The sequence below is a fragment of the Metapseudomonas otitidis genome (genome assembly GCF_900111835.1).
In the GTDB taxonomy this organism is placed as follows: domain Bacteria; phylum Pseudomonadota; class Gammaproteobacteria; order Pseudomonadales; family Pseudomonadaceae; genus Metapseudomonas; species Metapseudomonas otitidis.
Genome location: NZ_FOJP01000016.1, coordinates 83219 through 95895, shown reverse-complemented (window position 1 = coordinate 95895; position 12677 = coordinate 83219). Strand labels below are relative to the sequence as shown.

Sequence of the window (12677 nt, the reverse complement as noted above, 5' to 3'; positions counted from 1 at the left end):
ATTAGTAGGCGATAGGGATTCACGCATTAAATGCGCACCAGAGTCTGCAAAAATAAAGTTGACTACGCCATGCCGGCGACTAGATCCACAATACCGATACCGGCGGCTCGCAGCATCTTTGGATATAGGCTATTTTTCATGAGGCCGGGGATGGAGTTGGCCTCAAGGAAGTAGATTTTGCCATCGGCTCTTACAATAAAATCGAAGCGGCACATACTGGAGAAACCCACAGTAGCAAAAAGAGTCCTAGCGATTACCTGCAACTCCTCAGCCAAGACATCATCATCATTAACCAACTCCTTGACTACCGAGCCCACCGTATTTTTTTCGAGGTATCCAAAAAATCCAGTTTCTGACGTGATGCGCACAACGGGCAGCGCCCGGATCTCACCGTTCGCGGTCTTTATGCAGCCGACACTATATTCAACACCTTCGATGTACTGCTGGATGAGGGCATCGTCGCCGTCGGCGCGCATCCGCTCCAACTGGATGTCCATCAGGGCCTCATGGCCAATGGCACTTGGATAGCGCTCGGTGTTGATAGAGCTTCCAGAGGCATTGGGCTTGATCACAATGCTTCGCTCAGGATCGATACCATCCCGCAAGGCTTGGGTCAACGATACCCCACCTTTCAGCAGGGCAGAGGGTGGAATCTGCAGGGAGGGGCAGACGCCTCTTGCATAGTGCCCCATGTGAAACTTACTCATCGACAGACTCGACGCCAGTACCGAACCAAAACTTCCCTGTAACCCCAGAAGCGACGCAGCACCCTGTAAGTTTCCATCTTCACCATGACGCCCATGGAGAAGATTCAATATGTATGTTTTTTCTTCCTTCCAGCAAGCCAACGCCTCGATATAAGTCATTGCCGCTTGTGGCCGCATGTAGTCCGAGGTCGATAGGTGCTTGTCGTAGGCGTGCCGATGCACGCGACCGTGCATATCGAAAAAATAAACGTTATTTATGGATACCCTACTTTCCCTCAGGCATTCATAAACATAGGAGAAGGAGTCGATTGAGGCATCGTGCTCTGGTGAGTGACCACCAAATGCAATAGACACAACGAAGACAGCATCCGAGTTATTATTCATCAGGCATTCCTTGCCATAAAACTGAGCACCCCGAACCTAGCAAATGATTTTTCCGCTGTAAAGCTTTCAAGCCTTTTTCTCAGGGGGGGGAAGCGGCCTTGATCTTCATGAAGAAGAATTCGCTGTCCTAGTAGCAATAGGCCATGCACTTGATCACCTTGGAAAATCCTGAAGAAGACTTCCCGAATCTGGTGAAATACGCCGATCCTGTTGCCCGAGTTTCACGATGAAGCAGATGAACTTTTCCGATGCCGAGTACGCCGGCAAGCGCAAACAGACCCGCAAGGAACTGTTCCTGATCGAGATGGATCAGGTGGTGCCATGGAAGGGATTGATTGCCTTGATCGAGCCGCACTACCCAAAGGGTGAAGGCGGCCGCCCGGCCTACCCGCTGATGGCGATGCTGCGTATGCACCTGATGCAGAACTGGTTCGGCTACAGCGATCCGGGGATGGAAGAGGCGCTGTACGAGACGACCATCCTGCGTCAGTTCGCCGGGCTAAGCCTGGAGCGCATTCCCGACGAAACCACCATCCTCAACTTCCGCCGTCTGCTGGAGAAACATGAGTTGGCGGCCGGCATCCTTGGCGTGATCAATGGCTACCTGGGAGATCGTGGCCCGTTGCTGCGCCAGGGCACCATCGTCGACGCCACGCTGATCCATGCTCCCAGTTCGACGAAGAACAAGGACAGCAAGCGCGACCCGGAAATGCACCAGACGAAGAAAGGAAACCAGTATTACTTTGGCATGAAGGCCCATATCGGCGTGGATGCCGAGTCCGGTTTGGTGCATAGCGTGGTAGGCACAGCGGCCAACGTGGCGGACGTCACTCAAGTCGACCGGCTGCTGCATGGCGAAGAGAAGGCGGTGCATGCCGATGCTGGCTATACCGGGGTGGAAAAACGGCCCGAGCACGAAGGAAGCCAAGTCATCTGGCAGATTGCGGCGCGCCGCAGCACCTACAAGCAGCACGGAAAATGCAGCCTGTTGTACCGAATGAAGCGCAAGATCGAGAGAGCCAAGGCGCAGACGCGCGCCAAAGTCGAGCATCCGTTTCGCGTGATCAAGCGCCAGTTCGGCTACACCAAGGTTCGCTTCCGTGGCCTAGCAAAAAACACTGCTCAGTTGGTCACGCTATTCGCTCTTTCAAATCTGTGGATGGCGCGCCGGCACTTGCTGACGAACACGGGAGAGATGTGCCTGTAATGCAGAGGATGGCCGCCGAGAGGTGTCCACGGCGGCTAAAAACACAGAAGTGAGCGGGTGATTTGGTCGTTTTTTGATCGAGCCCCTGCTTTCAAAAACAGCAGGTACTGAAGTCGGCCAAAAATATCGGACTACTTCAGACCATCCTTAAGAACTCAAGCCACATAGTCTGACTTGCATTTGGTGACCCGCAAAATCCCTCACCACTAAGCTCGAAAACTCACTCCCCAACAAAGTCCCGCCCAATGCGTACCCACAAAAAACTCAGCCAGCGCATAGCGCTGGCTGAGTCGAGGTTTTACCAGAACGTGCCGCCAAGCATCACTCGCGCTGCAGCACTTTGCGCTCCAGTGCCGGGTCAGCATCGATATCGCTGTCGCTGAAGGGCAGCGGCTGCCAGGGGTTATCGGCGAACAGGGTGATCTGGTCGGCGTAATGGGGCGAGCCGGGGTCGCTGGACTGGGAGAAGGCCAGCAGGCCTCGGGCGCGGGGGCCGTTGGCGTCGAAGGTGACCAGTTGCAGGTAGCTGGTGCCGCTGACCACTTCCAGGCGGTCGCCCTGGTGTTCGCTCTGCATGGCGTTGTAGACGCCCAGGTGGCCGTCGGCGCCGGGCATGGGGAAGGTTCGGGCGCCGCGGGTGACCTGGTGCAGGTCGCCCCAGCGGGCATCGGCGGGGGCGCCCGAGGCGGCCAGGGCCTCGTTGGCGGCCACCAGGGCCTGGCGCAGCGGTTCGCGGGCGGCCGGTGCGATGCCGGTGGGGGTGTCCAGCGGGCGCGCGGGGTCGAAGGGGTGCTGCCAGCCGTCGTCCAGTTCGAGAAAGGCCTGGGCCGCCTGCTGGAACACCAGCATGCCCAGGCCGCTGTCTACCCGCGCCTTGCCATCCCAGTCGGCCAGGGCGCCGCAGGCACGGCTCAGGTCCGCTTCGCCGGCGTGTGCCTTGCACAGCGCCAGCAGTTCCGGCAGCAGCTCGCCGGCCAGGCCCACCTGGTTGTCGGTGACCATTGCCGCCAGGTCGTCCGCCCGCAGCGGCTGCTGGCCTTGCAAGCGCCCCAGGGCGAAGCGGGCACGGGGAGAGATCGGCGTTTCCCGGCTCACCAGGGGCGAGTAGCCCACCAGGGGGCTCGCCGGGTTGGTCAGCCAGGCGCTGTCGTTGGAGTTCTGCACGAAGTCCTCGCGCAGCAGCACGGGCAACTGCACGGCCGGGGTGATGCCGGCCTGGGCGGCCCCGGCTTCCCGCTGCCATTCGCAGGCGCTGCGATTGCCCTGCAGGGCAGGCAGGCCCTGCTCCGCCAGTTGCGGGATGACGCACTCGGCGAGCTGCCGGGGCTGCAGGTGGGGCACCACGGATTGGTTCATGTACAGCGCGCGGCCCCGGTCATCCACCGCCAGGGTGTTGACCCAGGGAATGCCCTGCAGGCGCTCGACACTGGCGCGCAGGGCGTTCACGTCGCGGGCCTGGTTCATCGCGTACCACTGCTGCAACACGCGGGTGTTGCCGAGGTTGGCGTCACGCAGAGCCCAGGCTTCGCCGGCCGACCAGTCCAGCTTGCCGGGCCAGTTCAGCAGCGGGCCGAAACGGGATTCGTAGAGGTCGTGGGACTGGGTGACCAGCTCACCGGACGGCTGCCGCACCCGGATCTGCAGGCGCGTGCGGATCATGGGCTCGTAGCGGCCGTCGACGCGGTAACGGGTCGGGTTCTTCGGGTCCAGCTCCAGGCGGTACAGCGTGAAGTGCGCGGAGGTGTCCACGGTGTGGGTCCAGGCCAGGTGCTGGCCGAAGCCGATGTTGACCACCGGCAGGCCGGGCAGCGCGGCGCCCATCACGTCGAGCTTGCCGGGGATGGTCAGGTGCAGCTGCCAGAAACGCAGCGCCCCGCTCCAGGGAAAGTGCGGGTTGGCCAGCAGCATGGCCGGGCCATCGGCGCTGCGCTGGCGGCCCACGGCCACGGCGTTGCTGCCCCGGTCCAGGCGGAAGCCTTCCACCCGCGCGAGGGTGTGGCCGCTGTCCCGATCAGCCTGTTGCCGCCCGGGCGGTGCGGCGCCCACTACGGCTTCGGCGAACTGGCCGACACCGCCCTCCACCAGCAGGCGCCGGGTCAGGCGGACCAGATCATCCGCTTCGATGGGGCGCAGCCAGGCCTGGCCGAGGCAGTGGGTGCGGCCGGCGTCGGCTTCGCCCAGGTAGCGGTTGAAGCCCTCGGCATAGCCGACCAGCAGCTCAGTCACCTCGTCGGTCTGGGCACGACGGAAGCTGGAGACCCGCTCGGGGGCGTTCAGCCAGGTGAAGAAGAGGTCGGACGGGACGTTGGCCAGGCCGGCGGAGGACTGCCCGTCCGCGCCGAACCATCGGGCCCGCTCGCCTCGCGCCGTGATGATCTCTTCGGCTAGCAGGCAGGCATTGTCGCGGGCGTAGGCATAGCCGATGCCGCGCCCGAGGCCACGCTCGTCCGCCGCGCGGATATGCGGCACGCCGTGGGCGGTCCAGCGGATCAGGGTGTCGCCACCGGCATCGGCGGCATGGGACAGGCACGGCGCCAGCAGCAAGGCTGCGGCCCCGGCGACAAGGGTGCGCATGGGCATCGGGGGTTCTCGCGGAGAAAGGGAACGCGCCGGACGAAGCCGGCGCGGGGGTGGTCAGCCGGCGATGGCGTAGCTCGGCGCGGTACGCCCGGCAGCACCGGCGGGCTCCAGGTGCTGGTGCAGGGAGGCGGCGATCTCGTCGGCACGGATCGGCAGCACCGACAGCAGGGTATCGCTGAGGCCGTGGCTGGCCTGGCAGAAGCCCTGCATGTACAGCGCGGGGCGGAAGGTGTCGTCGGTGCGCAGGCGGTAGTCGCGGGCCACCTCGAAATCGCCCAGCCAGGGCGCCAGGGGTTCCAGCAGCTCGCGGTGGGCCTGGCGCTCGTACCCGGTGGCCAGCACCACCGCGTCGTAGCGGTGGCTGCTCTGCTCGCCGGTGGCGATGTGGCGCAGCACCAGTTCGATGCCATCGGTGGTGGCAGTAGCCCGCTCCACGGCGCTGAGGTTGCGGAAGGCATGGCGGCGCGAGCCGGAGACCTTCTGCCGGTAGAAGATGCCGTAGATGCGCTCGATCAGGTCCAGATCCACCACCGAGTAGTTGGTGTTGTGGTACTCGCGGATCAGCCGCTCACGCTCGGCGGTGGGCTGGCTGAAGATCAGGTCGGTGAACTCGGGGGAGAACACCTCGTTGACGAAGGGGCTGTCATCCGCCGGCTTGAGGGCGGAGCCCCGCAGGATCACGTCCACCTGCACGTTCGGGTAGCTGTCGTTGAGGTCGATGAAGGCCTCCGCAGCGCTCTGCCCGCCGCCGACGATGGCGATGCGCATCGGCTGGCCGCTGGCGCACGGCTGCTGCTGGATCCGCTCCAGGTACTGGGCGTGATGGAACACCCGCGCATCGCCCTTGAGGTGGCGGAAGGCCTGGGGCACGCGCGGGGTGCCGCCGGCACTGAGCACCACCGCGCGGGTGGTGCGTACCTGGGACTGGCCGTTGGCATCGCGGGAGACCACCCGCAGCGCCTGCACCTGGTTGCCCTCCAGCAGCGGCTCCACCGCCTGGACCTCCTCGCCATAGCGGCACTGGTCGGCGAACTGGCCGGCGACCCAGCGCAGGTAGTCGTTGTACTCCATGCGGCAGGGGTAGAAGGTGCCGAGGTTGATGAAGTCCACCAGGCGGTCGTGCTGGCGCAGGTAGTTGACGAAGGAGTACGGGCTGGTGGGGTTGCGCAGGGTCACCAGGTCCTTGAGGAAGGAAATCTGCAGCTCGCTCTGGTTCACCAGGGTGTTGCCGTGCCAGCGGTAGTCGGCCTGCTTGTCCAGGTACAGCGCGTCCAGGGCGCCCTGCCCGCTGGCGGCACGCTCCTGCAGGGCGATGGCCAGGGCCAGGTTGGAAGGGCCGAAGCCGATGCCGATCAGGTCGTGGATGGCGGTGTTGAGGGGCTGGGTCATGTCCTGTGTCCTCTGCTGGCGGGCCGTCGCGGACCGCGGCTGTCATGGGGGGACGGCCCGGTGGCCGCCTGCTGACAAGGAACGAGGACTGGGCGGGGAAATTTACCGGCGGCTCAACCGGCCTCCCACTCGCGCATGCGCAGCCGGCAGTGCTTCATCGCATTGACGATGTGCTTCTCCACCAGGCTGCGGGAAATCGCCAGGCGCTCGGCGATCTCCCCGTGGGACAGGCCTTCCAGCTTGCGCAGCAGGAAGGCATCGCGGCAGGCCTGGGGCAGTTCGTCCAGGGCCCGCGCGAGCATCGACAGGCGCTGATCACGGGCCAGCAGGCGCTGCGGCGACGGCGCGTGGAAGCGCTCCTCCTCGTCCAGCACCTCCAGCGGCTCGTTGCGGCGGATGACGCTGCGCCGGTGTTCATCCACCACCAGGTTGAGTGCCGTGCGGTAGAGAAAGGCCCGTGGCGACTCGATGCGCTCTTGACTCGCACGCTCCATCACCCGCAAATACGCGTCATGGGCGACATCCGCTGCTGCCTGGCGGTCTCCGAGCCTGGACTGGAGGAAACGCAGCAGCTCCCGATAGTAGTTTTCCAAGGCGTCCCCCGGCCGCGTTCCACGCGGCCACACCAGTTGAGCGAGATCAACGCCCATCGTCCTACGATGCTGGCAGTCTGAAATGAACTAAATTTATAATAATTCTCATCAAGATTTAAGCCTCAACGACGGATCGCCTTCAGATCACCATGGAACCCAGGTCAAACCGGTAAGCCCGATGAATAAAGCCACCTCCCCCGCCCCCAGCGATCCCCTGGTCGAAGTCGCCGCCCACTGGTGCATGCGACTGCACGCCGAGGATTGCACCGCCGAGGAGCGCGCCGGGTTCCAGGCCTGGATCGACAGCGACCCGGCCAACGCCCTGGAATACGCGGAAATGCTGGAGATCTGGGAGCTCAGCGCCCACCTGCCGCCCAGCACCGCACCTCTCGGCAAGGCTGCACGCCCGACGCCAGCCCGGCCCGCCCCGGCCCCGCAGCAGCGCCCAGCCACGCCCGTGCGGCGGCGCGGCTTCCTTGCCCGCCACGCCCGCGCCCTGGCCTTGGCGGTGGTCGGCCTGCCCCTGGCGGCCTACAGCGGCTGGCTGGCCGGCTGGGTGCCGGACAGCTACCACCGCTACAGCGCCGACGCGAGCATCCAGCGCTTCACCCTGGACGACGGCAGCGAAGTGGAGCTGAACCTCGGCAGCCGCCTGAGCTACGCCAGCTTCATCGACCAGCGCCGGGTGGACCTGTCCCGTGGCGAAGCCTACTTCCACGTCAGCCGCGACCCGCAGCACCCCTTCGTGGTAAATGCCGGGGCCGGCTCGATCACCGTCACCGGCACCCGCTTCAACGTCTGGACCTACCAGGACAACGTGGTGGTCACCGTCACCGAAGGCTCGGTCAAGGTGCGCAGCGCCCGCCACGGCAACGACAGCAACCTCTCCCCCGGCATGCAGGCCGCCTTCCGCCCCGGCGACCTGCAGCCCCGCGTCGGCGCGGCAGACCCCGGCAAGGCCCTGGCCTGGCGCGACGGCAAGCTGGTGCTGGACGACCTGCCCCTGGCCGACGCCCTGCCGCTGATCAACCGCTACCTCGACCACCCCCTGGTGCTCGGCGATGCCAGCGTCGGCGAGCAGCGCATCGGCGGCATCTACAGCACCCAGGACATCGGCAACCTGGTCAAGGCCCTGCCCAAGGTGCTGCCGATCCGCCTGGCCACCCAGGACGACGGCCGCGTGGTGATCCACGCCCGCTGAGCCGGCACTCCTGGCCATCCCTCCGGACTAAATCCCCCGGGCCTCCATCCGTTTCCCAGGCAGCCCTCCGTGGTCGTCGCACCGGCGGTCGCGGGTCGTCAGCCAGCCCGGAAGCCCCGCATGCCCACACCTCGACAGCTGCTCGCCGCGCCCCTGCTCGCCCTCCCCCTGCTGGCCCTGGTGGCCTGGACCCAAGCCCCACGGTCGGCCCACCCGGACAGCGTCGCCGTCACCCTGGCGGACCTGGAGAGCAGCGTCAGCGCCCTCGGCACCCTGCAGCCCCGGCACTACGTCGATGTCGGCGCCCAGGCCTCCGGGCAGATCCTCAAGCTCCACGTGGAGCCCGGCGACAGCGTGCGCCAGGGCGACCTGCTGGTGGAGATCGACCCGTCCACCCAGCAGGCCAAGGTGGATGCCGGGCGCTACTCCATCCAGACCCTCGAAGCCCAGCTCGCCGAGCAGCGCGCCCAGCACGACCTGGCCAACCAGCAGCACGCCCGCCAGCGCACCCTGCTCGCCGGCGGCGCCGGCCGTGAAGAAGACCTGCAGGTGGCCCAGGCCCAGGTCCGCGCCACCCGCGCCCGCATCGACATGATCCGCGCCCAGATCGACCAGGCCCGCGCCACCCTGCGCAGCGACGAAGCCGAGCTGGGCTACACGCGCATCTACGCGCCCCTCTCCGGCACCGTGGTGGCCCTGGACGCGCGGGTCGGCCAGACCCTCAACGCCCAGCAGCAGACCCCGCTCATCCTGCGAATCGCCCAGCTCTCGCCCATGACCCTCTGGGCCCAGGTGTCCGAAGCCGACATCGGCCGCATCCAGGCCGGCATGCCCGCCTGGTTCAGCACCCTGGGCGGCGGCGGACGGCGCTGGGACGCGAAGGTGCGGCAGATCCTGCCGCTGCCGCCACGGCCCCTGGAGCAGCTCAGCCAGGGCGGCGGCAGCCCCACCGCCGGTGGCGGCCGCGTGGTGCTCTACACCGTACTGCTGGACGTGGACAACCCCGACGGCGCCCTGATGACCGACATGACCGCCCAGGTGCAGTTCGTCGAAGGCCATGCCCGCAACGCCCTGACCATCCCCCTGGCGGCGCTGCGCGACGGCGACCGGGTGCGCGTGGTGAACGAGCGCGGCGCCGTCGAGGAACGCCAGCTGCGCATCGGCCTGCGGGACCGCATGCGCGTCCAGGTGCTCACCGGCCTGGCCGAAGGCGAGCGGCTGCTGGTAGGCGACGAGGCCCACGAAGGATGAACGGCGAACCGCCCCTGCTGGAGCTGCAGGACGTCCGCAAGCGCTACGGCGGCAACGGCGCCCCCGAGGTGGAGGTGCTGCGCGGCGTCTCCCTGCGCATCCAGGCCGGCGAATACGTCGCCATCGTCGGCGCCTCCGGCTCCGGCAAATCCACCCTGATGAACATCCTCGGCTGCCTGGACCGCCCCAGTGACGGGCACTACCGCTTCGCCGGGCGCGACGTGGCGCAGCTCGACGCCGACGCCCTGGCCTGGCTGCGCCGCGAAGCCTTCGGCTTCGTCTTCCAGGGCTACCACCTGATCCCCGCCGCCTCCGCCCGCGAAAACGTCGAAGTGCCCGCCCTCTACGCCGGCACCCCCGCCCCGCAACGCGCCGCCCGCGCCCGCGACCTGCTGCAGCGCCTGGGCCTGGGCAGCCGCAGCGACAACCGCCCGCACCAGCTCTCCGGGGGCCAGCAGCAGCGAGTCTCGATCGCCCGTGCGCTGATGAACGGCGGCCACGTGATCCTCGCCGACGAACCCACCGGAGCACTGGACAGCCAGAGCGGCGAAGACGTCATGCACCTGCTCGACGCCCTGTCCGCCGAAGGCCACACCCTGCTGCTGATCACCCACGACCGCCAGGTGGCGGCACGGGCCCGCCGGGTGATCGAGGTGCGCGACGGGCAGATCATCAGCGACAGCGGCACCGACCCCGCTATCAGCCCCCGGGCACGGCCCGCCAGCCAGCTGCGCGAACGCCTGGAGCAGCCCGGCCTCGCCCCCGCCGGCGCCTGGGCCGGCGAATTGCTCGATGCCCTGCGCGCCGCCTGGCGGATGATGGGCGTCAACCGCTTCCGCACCGCACTGACCCTGCTCGGCATCGTCATCGGCGTCGCCTCGGTGGTGGTCATGCTGGCCATCGGCGAGGGCAGCAAGCGCCAGGTCATGGCGCAGATGGGCGCCTTCGGCTCCAACATCATCTACCTCTCCGGCTACCCCCCAGCGCCTCGGCTGCCCGAGGGGGTCATCACCCTCGACGACATCGCCGCGCTGTCCACCCTGCCCCAGGTGCGGCGGATCATGCCGGTGATCGGCGGCGAACTGCTGGTGCGCTACGGCAACCGCGACATCACCCCCTACGTGCGCGGCAACGGCGTGGACTTCCCCGAGATCCTCAACTGGCCGGTGGCCAGCGGGCGCTACTTCGACGCCCGGGAAGAAGCCGAAGCGGCGCCGGTGGCGGTGATCGGGCAGAAGGTGCGCGACACCCTGTTCCCCGGCCTCGACCCGGTGGGCCGTGACCTGCTCATCGGCCAGGTGCCATTCCGCGTCATCGGCACCCTGGTGGCCAAGGGCGCCAGCTCCGGCGACGAAGATGCCGACAACCAGGTGGTGGTGCCCTACTCCGCCGCCAGCATCCGCCTGTTCGGCAAGCCCGACCCGGCATTCGTCGTGGTCGCCGCTGCCGATGCCAGCCGGGTGCAGGCCACCGAAGCGGCGCTGGACCGCCTGCTGCTGCGCCTGCACCGGGGCGTACGGGACTTCGAGCTGACCAACAACGCCGCCCTGATCCAGGCCGAGGCCAGCACCCGCAACAGCCTCTCGCTGATGCTCGCCGCCATCGCCGCCATCTCCCTGCTGGTGGGTGGCATCGGCGTGATGAACGTGATGCTCATGACCGTGCGCGAACGCACCCGCGAGATCGGCATCCGCATCGCCACCGGCGCCCGCCAGCGCGACATCCTCCGCCAGTTCCTCACCGAGGCCTCGCTGCTCTCCGTCACCGGCGGCGGGCTCGGCCTGCTGCTGGCCGGCCTGGTGGGCGGCCTGCTGCTGCTCACCGACGTGGCCCTGGGCTTCTCCCTGCTCGCCGCCCTCGGCGCCTTCGGCTGCGCCCTGGCCACCGGCGTCCTGTTCGGCTACATGCCGGCCCGCAAGGCCGCGCGCCTCGACCCGGTAACCGCACTCACCCAACCATGACCGACGCCAAGCCCCTCCTCGCCCTGCTGTGCCTGACCCTGGCCGCCTGCACCCCCCAGGCGCCGGTCGAACCCGCTGCCCTCACCCCGCCACCCCGGTGGCAGGCAGCCGCCCCGGATGCGGCCGTCAGCGTCCGCGACTGGTGGCGTCACTTCAACGACCCGGCCCTGGAGCGCCTGGTCCAGACGGCACGCGCCGGCAGCCACGACCTGGCCGCCGGCCGCGCCCGCCTGCGCCACGCCCGGGCCGCCGTCACCCAGGCCCGCGCACCGCTGTTGCCCGAACTCAAGGCCGACCTCAGCGCCAACCAGCAACGCCTGCTGCGCGGCCCGGGTTACAGCCAGCTGGATGCCAGCCGCGAGCAGCCGCGCTACCACAGCTTCGGCGGCCTGCTGAACGCCAGCTACGAACTCGACCTGTGGGGTGGCAAGGCCGCCGCCCTGGCCAGCGCCGAACAGGGCTACGCCGCCAGCCGCTTCGACCAGGCCGCCCTGGAGCTGACCCTGGAAAGCGCCGTGGCCAGCGCCTACCTCACGCTGCAGGCCCTGGCGGAGCAGCAGCGGATCGCCCGGCAGCACCGCGACAACGCCCGCCAGGTCCTGGATCTGGTGCAGACCCGGCATGCCGCCGGCGCTGCCGGCACCGTGGAGCTGGCCCAGCAGCAGGGCCTGCTGGCCGCCCGCGAACGCGAGCACGCACGCCTACGGCAACAGCAGCAGGAGGCCCGGGTCGCCCTCGCCGCCCTGCTCGGCCAGCCCGTGCAGCAGCTGCAGGTCAGCGACCAGGGCTTCGAACGCCTCGCCAACCCAACCCTCGACCCCGGCCTGCCCAGCGCGCTGCTGGCCCGGCGCCCCGACATCGCCGCCGCCGAAGCCCGCCTGGCCGCCGCCGAGGCCGATATCACCGTGGCCCGCGCCGCCCTGCTGCCGAGCCTCAGCCTCACCGCCGCCCTGGGCAGCGGCGCCGACCAGTTCCCCGACCTGCTGCGCAACCCCTACACCAACCTGGGCGTGGCCCTCAGCGCGCCGATCTTCAACGCCGGCCGCCTGGACGCCGTGCACCAGCAACGCCAGGCGCGCCAGGCGGAGCTGCTGGCCACCTACCAGGGCGCCATCGTCAACGCCTTCGCCGACGTCGAACGCGCCCTGCTGGCCCTGGAAGGCAGCGCCCACCAGCAACGCTGGCAAGCCGAAGAACGCGACCGCGCCCGGCAGGCGTTCGAACTGGCAGAACGCCGCTACCGGGCGGGAGCGGAGACCTGGCTGACGGTGCTGGAGACCCAGCGCAGCCTGTTCCAGGCCGAAGACGCCGCCGTGCAGGTGCGCCTCGCGCAACTGCAGGCCAGCGTCAGCCTCTACAAGGCCCTCGGCGGCGGCTGGCAGCCGCCCGAGGGCTGAGGCGGGA

At 67.7% G+C, this 12677-nt stretch carries 9 protein-coding genes; 5 read left to right on the top strand and 4 right to left on the bottom strand.

Going from position 1 to position 12677, the window contains the following annotated elements; genetic code table 11:
- Positions 1 to 62: 62 nt before the first annotated feature.
- On the bottom strand, positions 63 to 1091 hold the full coding sequence (locus BM198_RS21060; RefSeq protein WP_074972105.1) for a D-alanine--D-alanine ligase family protein: 1029 nt from the start codon (positions 1089 to 1091) through the stop codon (positions 63 to 65).
- Positions 1092 to 1317: 226 nt separating this feature from the next.
- Between BM198_RS21060 and BM198_RS21055 the strand changes: the two genes are divergently transcribed.
- Complete coding sequence (locus BM198_RS21055) at positions 1318 to 2298, top strand: IS5 family transposase (protein ID WP_074972103.1); 981 nt, start codon at positions 1318 to 1320, stop codon at positions 2296 to 2298.
- 321 nt (positions 2299 to 2619) lie between these two features.
- On the opposite strand, the gene pvdQ is transcribed toward BM198_RS21055, so the two are convergent.
- The 3 genes from pvdQ to BM198_RS21040 form a co-directional block, all read right to left on the bottom strand.
- Positions 2620 to 4878 carry a bifunctional acylase PvdQ gene (gene pvdQ / locus BM198_RS21050; protein WP_083422435.1) on the bottom strand — a complete coding sequence of 753 codons (2259 nt, stop codon included), beginning with the start codon at positions 4876 to 4878 and terminating at the stop codon, positions 2620 to 2622.
- A 54-nt stretch (positions 4879 to 4932) separates the two neighbouring features.
- Positions 4933 to 6267: a lysine N(6)-hydroxylase/L-ornithine N(5)-oxygenase family protein gene (locus BM198_RS21045; protein WP_074972101.1), complete on the bottom strand. Its 1335-nt coding sequence runs from the start codon at positions 6265 to 6267 to the stop codon at positions 4933 to 4935.
- Positions 6268 to 6380: 113 nt separating this feature from the next.
- Positions 6381 to 6860, bottom strand: a complete 480-nt coding sequence (locus BM198_RS21040) for a sigma-70 family RNA polymerase sigma factor (protein ID WP_074972100.1) — start codon at positions 6858 to 6860, stop codon at positions 6381 to 6383.
- A 178-nt stretch (positions 6861 to 7038) separates the two neighbouring features.
- On the opposite strand from BM198_RS21040, the gene BM198_RS21035 reads away from it, so the two are divergent.
- The 4 genes from BM198_RS21035 to BM198_RS21020 all read left to right on the top strand — a co-directional run bounded on the left by BM198_RS21035 (position 7039) and on the right by BM198_RS21020 (position 12670).
- Positions 7039 to 8061: a FecR family protein gene (locus BM198_RS21035; RefSeq protein WP_074972098.1), complete on the top strand. Its 1023-nt coding sequence runs from the start codon at positions 7039 to 7041 to the stop codon at positions 8059 to 8061.
- Positions 8062 to 8181: 120 nt separating this feature from the next.
- Positions 8182 to 9312 (top strand): efflux RND transporter periplasmic adaptor subunit, encoded by a 1131-nt coding sequence (locus BM198_RS21030; protein WP_074972096.1) that lies wholly within the window; start codon positions 8182 to 8184, stop codon positions 9310 to 9312.
- The gene (locus BM198_RS21025) at positions 9309 to 11273 is read left to right on the top strand and encodes a MacB family efflux pump subunit (protein WP_074972093.1); all 1965 of its coding nucleotides are present in this window, start codon (positions 9309 to 9311) and stop codon (positions 11271 to 11273) included. The genes BM198_RS21030 and BM198_RS21025 overlap by 4 nt, the downstream gene beginning before the upstream one ends.
- The gene (locus tag BM198_RS21020; RefSeq protein WP_074972091.1) at positions 11270 to 12670 is read left to right on the top strand and encodes an efflux transporter outer membrane subunit; all 1401 of its coding nucleotides are present in this window, start codon (positions 11270 to 11272) and stop codon (positions 12668 to 12670) included. The genes BM198_RS21025 and BM198_RS21020 overlap by 4 nt, the downstream gene beginning before the upstream one ends.
- Positions 12671 to 12677: the final 7 nt, after the last annotated feature.

Coding starts and splice junctions, on each gene's coding strand:
- pvdQ (WP_083422435.1), bottom strand. CDS start 4,878: ATGCCCATGCGCACCCTTGTCGCCGGGGCCGCAGCCTTGCTGCTGGCG.
- BM198_RS21035 (WP_074972098.1), top strand. CDS start 7,039: ATGAATAAAGCCACCTCCCCCGCCCCCAGCGATCCCCTGGTCGAAGTC.
- BM198_RS21030 (WP_074972096.1), top strand. CDS start 8,182: ATGCCCACACCTCGACAGCTGCTCGCCGCGCCCCTGCTCGCCCTCCCC.
- BM198_RS21025 (WP_074972093.1), top strand. CDS start 9,309: ATGAACGGCGAACCGCCCCTGCTGGAGCTGCAGGACGTCCGCAAGCGC.
- BM198_RS21055 (WP_074972103.1), top strand. CDS start 1,318: ATGAAGCAGATGAACTTTTCCGATGCCGAGTACGCCGGCAAGCGCAAA.
- BM198_RS21060 (WP_074972105.1), bottom strand. CDS start 1,091: ATGAATAATAACTCGGATGCTGTCTTCGTTGTGTCTATTGCATTTGGT.
- BM198_RS21045 (WP_074972101.1), bottom strand. CDS start 6,267: ATGACCCAGCCCCTCAACACCGCCATCCACGACCTGATCGGCATCGGC.
- BM198_RS21020 (WP_074972091.1), top strand. CDS start 11,270: ATGACCGACGCCAAGCCCCTCCTCGCCCTGCTGTGCCTGACCCTGGCC.